This is a genomic window from Phenylobacterium sp. (assembly GCF_016793285.1).
GTDB lineage: Bacteria > Pseudomonadota > Alphaproteobacteria > Caulobacterales > Caulobacteraceae > Phenylobacterium.
The window spans coordinates 1-5,040 of sequence record NZ_JAEUMO010000225.1; the positions used below are offsets into that span (position 1 = coordinate 1).

A 5,040-nucleotide genomic window follows, 5' to 3' on the forward strand; every position below is an offset into this window, starting at 1 on the left:
CGTGGTCAGCGAGCTGCAGGCCATCGGCCACCAGGTCGAGGTGATCCACCCCGGCCAGTTCAAGACCTTCCCGCTGCCGACCTACGCCGAGATCAAGGTGGCGATCGGCGTCTACGAGCCGGTGCAGGAGCTGTTCAAGGCGTTCGAGCCCGAGGCCATCCACATCGCCACGGAAGGCCCGATCGGGCTGGCGGCGCGGCGCATCTGCGTGGAGTGGAAGCTGCCGTTCACGACCAGCTACCACACCCGCTTCCCGGAATACGTCTCGGCCCGCCTGCCGCTGCCGCTGGCGGCCGGCTATGCGTACATGAAGTGGTTCCACAAGCCGTCGGGCCGGATGATGGTGGCCACCCCCACCATGCGCAAGGAGCTGAGCAGCCACGGCTTCAGCAACATCTCCGAGTGGTCGCGCGGCGTCGACACCGAGGTCTTCCGCCCGCGCGCCGAGGGCGAGCCCGACCTCTTCGCCGACCTGCCGAAGCCGGTGTTCCTCTACGTGGGCCGCGTGGCCGTGGAGAAGAACATCGAGGCCTTCCTCGCCCTCGACCTGCCCGGCTCGAAGGTCGTCGTGGGGCCCGGCCCGCAGCTCGACGAACTGAAGGTGAAGTACCCGAAGGTGATCTTCACCGGCTCCAGGTCGGGCGAGGCGCTGGCGGCGCACTACCGCAGCGCCGACGTCTTCGTCTTCCCCTCGCTCACCGACACCTTCGGCCTCGTCATCCTGGAGGCGATGGCGTCCGGGACGCCGGTGGCGGCCTATCCGGCGCCCGGGCCGATCGACCTGATCCCCGGCTCGGGGGCCGGCGCCCTGGCGATCACCGCCACCGAGGGCCTGCGCGAGGCCTGCCTGCAGTGCCTGGACCTCGACCGCAAGGGCGTCCGCGCCTTCGCCGAGAAGTTCTCCTGGCGCGCCTGCGCCGAGGATTTCGTGAAGAACCTGGAACCCTACCCCGAGCCGGAAAAGACCCGGTTCTGGCGCAGGCTGCGGCGCCTGGCCCGCGTGCGCCGGCGGAGACCCGAGACGGCCTGAGCCGCGCGTCGTGTGACACTTTCATGACAATCCGGTTGGCGCGCCGGGCGGCGGCGCGTAAATCCCGCGGCTCGACCCTGAAGGCAGGGCGACTCACCAGGGAGCTTTGCAGCCGCGCCGATGGGCAAGAAGTCGGACAGGACCCGTCCCGAGCCCGACCGCGAGCCGCGCACCCAGTATGCCGCCCTGCCGTGGCGCAGGCGTGACGACGGCGCCGCCGAGGTCCTGCTGATCACCTCGCGCGAGAGCCGCCGCTGGGTGATCCCCAAGGGCTGGCCGATGGCGGACAAGGCGCCGGGCCCCTGCGCCGCTCAGGAAGCCTTCGAGGAGGCCGGCGTGGTCGGCGAGCCGCGGCGCAAGAGCCTGGGCGTCTATCACTACGACAAGCGCCTGCGCTCCGGCCGCCTGCAGCACGTCCGCGTGCAGGTCTACCCGATGCAGGTCACCGAGGAGCGCGACATCTGGCCCGAGATGGCCGAACGCGACCGCAACTGGACCACCCCTGCGGACGCCGCGAGCCTCGTCGACGAGCCCGAACTCAAGGCCTTGCTGGCGAAGTTCAAGCCTTAGCGGCCGCCGTCACGGCTTGCCGCTCGACGACGAAGCCGGCGCGATTTCACGGTCAAGCTGGCCCGTCGCGCGGCTGGACGGCGCCTTGACCCCATGAGCCGGCGCCCGGCTCGCAAGGGACTGGGGTTTCAGATGACTTTCCGACACGCGGTGATCGCAGCCGGCGCCATGACGCTTCTGGCCACGGGCGGCGCCCACGCCGCCAACCTCGTCACGAACGGCGATTTCGAGGCCGGGAACACCGGTTTCTCGTCGGCCTATACGTTCAGCAGCAACGGGCTGCCCGCCAAGACCTACACCGTCACGGACGACCCGTACGACTTCAACGCCAACTTCATCCACGCAGAGGACCACACGACCGGCGACGGCCTGATGTTCGTCGGCAACGGCGGGCCGAACGCGGGCGACATCGTCTGGCGCTCGCAGGCCATCGCGATCGATGCGATGCAGGACTACTTCTTCGAGGCGTTCCTGATGAACGTCTACGCCAGCGCGCCGCCGATCCTGACCTTCACCGTCTCATTGGACGGCGGCGCGGAGGTCGTCCTCGGCGCGCCCACGATCCCGACCGGGACCGGCGTCTGGAACGGGCTGTCGACCACCTTCAACAGCGGCGCCGCCACCACGGCGACCCTCTTCCTGCGCAATGCGCAGACGGAGGCCACGGGCAACGACTTCGCGCTGGACGATATCTACCTGGGCACGACCTCGGTCGTGAACCCACCCGTGGGCGGCGTGCCCGAGCCGGCGAGCTGGGCGCTGATGATCCTGGGCTTCGCCGGCGCGGGCGCCATGCTCCGCCGACGCGCGCCGCGGCAAGACCTCCAGCGCCGATAGCGGCCGGGGACCGACAGCCGGCCGCCTAGAGCAGCCGGCTGCGGATCGCCTGGCTCAGCATGTCGATCAGGGTCACCGCCGCGATGATCACCACCACGATGGCGGCGGTGCGGGCGTAGGCGAAGCCGTTCAGGCTGTCGAACAGGAGCTGGCCGATGCCGCCGGCGCCGATCAGGCCCAGCACGGTGGCGCTGCGGCTGTTCGATTCGAAGCGGTAGAGGGCATAGCTGGTCCACAGCGGCGCGACCTGCGGGATGACGCCCCAGATGATCTCGTGCAGCTTGCTGGCGCCCGTCGCGCGCACGCCCTCGACCGGCCCGCGGTCGATGGACTCGACGGCCTCCGAGAACAGCTTGGCGAGCACGCCCGAGGTGTTGACCGCCAGCGCCATCACGCCCGCGAACGGGCCCGGACCCACGGCCACGATGAAGACGGTGCCGATCACCAGGTCGGGCGCCGAGCGGATCACGTCCAGCACGCGGCGGATCGGCCACTGGGCGTAGGCCGAGGTCATGTTGCGCGAGGCCAGCAGCGACAGCGGGACGGCCAGCAGGATCGCCAGCGCCGTGCCCCAGAGCGCGATCTGAATCGTCAGCCACATCTGGCCGACGTAGAGCTTCCAGTCGGTGAAGTCGGGGTGGGCGAACTCGCGCCCGAACGTCTGCATGTTCTCCGAGCGGGCGAACAGCAGGGGCAGCTTCTTGATCTCGGCCGGCCCGAACGCGATCAACAGGAGCGCGATCACCCCGCCCCAGACCAGGAGGTCCGGGAGCCGCTGCATCAGCGTCTTGCGCGGCGGCGGCGGAACGGCCGTGGTGGCGGCAGGCAGGCTCATTGGGCGGTCGCGGGCTCGATGGCCTGGGCCTGGGCGATCTCGGCCTTCACCTTGTCGTACTCGGCCTGGGCCTTGGCGATCTTGCCCTGGTCGCCCGCGCGCCTGGCGGCCGCCAGCGCCTCGCTCGCCTCCATCTCGCGCACCGGGTTCAGGTAGCTGTTGTCGGCCGGCCGGAAGCCGCCGTAGGCGAGGCCCTTCAGCACCTCGCGCTGCTTCTGCGCCTTGGCGTCCGTACCGGTGCCGTAGGTCAGGAAGAACTGGCGGATCTTCTCCTTCAGCGCCGGGTCGAGGTCCTTGCGCACCACGATCGAGCTTTCCGGCAGCGGCGGGCTCTCCCAGATCACCTCCAGCTTGCCGGCCTGCTCGGGGCTCTGCCGCTTGAAGAAGATGAGGCCGACCGAGTTGTTCGTGGCCGCGTCGAGCACGCCGTTGGCCACCGAGAACGAGTTGGCCTGGTGGCTGGCCGCGCGGACGGCCTTGAAGCACTTGTTCGGCTCCACGCCCTTGGGCGTGAAGAGATAGGTCAGCGGCGCCAGCGTGCCCGAGGTCGACTGGGTGTCGCCCATGCCGAACGAGAGGCTCTTGTCGCAGGCGAGCAGCTTGTCGAGCGTGATGCCGCTGCCCTTCCGGACGATGATGATCGACTTGTAGGTGGCGTCGCCGCCCGCATCGACCACGCGGCCCAGCACCTCGCCGTCCGACCGGCGCACGGCCGACAGCGCCGGCGAGGCCGAGAACCAGCCCATCTGCACCTGGTTGAAGCGCATCGCCTCCACCAGCGAGGTGTAGTTGGTGGCGAAGAACGGCTTCACCTTCACGCCGATCGACTCCGAGAGGTCGGCCAACAGCGGCGCCCACAGGGGCTCCATGGACGACTGGTTCTCGGCCGACAGGATCGAGAAGGTGAGCTCGCTCGGCGCGCCGCCGGCGGCGGCCTTCTCGGCGGGCTTGCCGCACGAGGCCAGGGCCAGCGCGGCCCCCAGCAGCAACGGGGTGGCGGTGAGGATGAGGGTGCGGCGGATCATGTGGGCGCTCCTTCCCAGAAGACGTCCTCGAATTCGGGGCCGTAGATGTCGATGAGCTTGTCGCGCTTCAGGCCGCCGGACGGGCCGTCGTAGACGATCTTGCCGGCCTTCAGCGCCACCACCCGCTCGCAGTAGCGCAGCGCGTAGTCGACCTGGTGCAGGGTGACGATCACCGTCAGCCCGTCGGCCTGGTTCAGCTCGCGCAGGATCTCCATCACGCGGCGCGCCGAGACGGGGTCGAGGCTGGCCACCGGCTCGTCGGCGAGGATGATCTTCGCCTTCTGCACCAGCGCGCGGCCGATCGCGGCGCGCTGCTGCTGGCCGCCCGAGAGCGTGTTGGCGCGCTGGGCGGCATATTCCGAGAGGCCGAAGCGGTGCAGGGCCGCCATGGCCGCCTGCTTCGTCTCGGCGGGCCAGAGGCCGAAGGCGGCCCGCCAGAAGCCGATCCGGCCCAGCGAGCCCAGCGCCACGTTGGTGAACAGCGACAGCCGGCCCACCAGGTTGAACTGCTGGAAGATCATGCCGATCCGGGTGCGTGTCTTGCGCACGTTCGGGTCGATCTTGCCGTCCTTCTGCACATGGCCGTCGAAGGCGACGATCTCGCCCGGGCCCGGGTCGATGGTCTGCAGCGCGCTGATCGAGCGCAGCAGCGTCGACTTGCCCGACCCCGACGGGCCGATCAGGGCGATCATCTCGCCCTTCGCCACGTCGAGCGAGACGCCGTCGAGGGCGCGGCGCTGGCC

6 protein-coding genes are annotated in these 5,040 nt (G+C 69.9%); 3 read left to right on the forward strand and 3 right to left on the reverse strand.

What is annotated here, in order from left to right:
* Position 1: 1 nt before the first annotated feature.
* From JNL41_RS19590 to JNL41_RS19600, 3 genes are all read left to right on the forward strand, one after another.
* Positions 2–1,030: a glycosyltransferase family 1 protein gene (locus JNL41_RS19590; protein WP_293477857.1), complete on the forward strand. Its 1,029-nt coding sequence runs from the start codon at positions 2–4 to the stop codon at positions 1,028–1,030.
* A 120-nt stretch (positions 1,031–1,150) separates the two neighbouring features.
* Positions 1,151–1,600: an NUDIX hydrolase gene (locus JNL41_RS19595; RefSeq protein WP_293477858.1), complete on the forward strand. Its 450-nt coding sequence runs from the start codon at positions 1,151–1,153 to the stop codon at positions 1,598–1,600.
* 132 nt (positions 1,601–1,732) lie between these two features.
* Entirely contained in the window at positions 1,733–2,437 is a 705-nt protein-coding gene (locus tag JNL41_RS19600; protein WP_293477859.1) for a PEPxxWA-CTERM sorting domain-containing protein, read from the forward strand.
* 25 nt (positions 2,438–2,462) lie between these two features.
* Here JNL41_RS19600 and phnE read toward each other — a convergent pair whose 3' ends face one another.
* The 3 genes from phnE to phnC form a co-directional block, all read right to left on the reverse strand.
* A complete protein-coding gene (gene phnE, locus JNL41_RS19605) occupies positions 2,463–3,272 on the reverse strand; it encodes a phosphonate ABC transporter, permease protein PhnE (protein WP_293477860.1) in 810 nt (269 codons plus the stop codon).
* Complete coding sequence (phnD, locus tag JNL41_RS19610) at positions 3,269–4,297, reverse strand: phosphate/phosphite/phosphonate ABC transporter substrate-binding protein (RefSeq protein WP_293477861.1); 1,029 nt, start codon at positions 4,295–4,297, stop codon at positions 3,269–3,271. Before phnD ends, phnE begins: the two co-directional genes overlap by 4 nt.
* The coding region (gene phnC, locus JNL41_RS19615) for a phosphonate ABC transporter ATP-binding protein (RefSeq protein ID WP_293477862.1) at positions 4,294–5,040 on the reverse strand (747 nt) is incomplete at its 5' end. The genes phnD and phnC, both read right to left, overlap by 4 nt.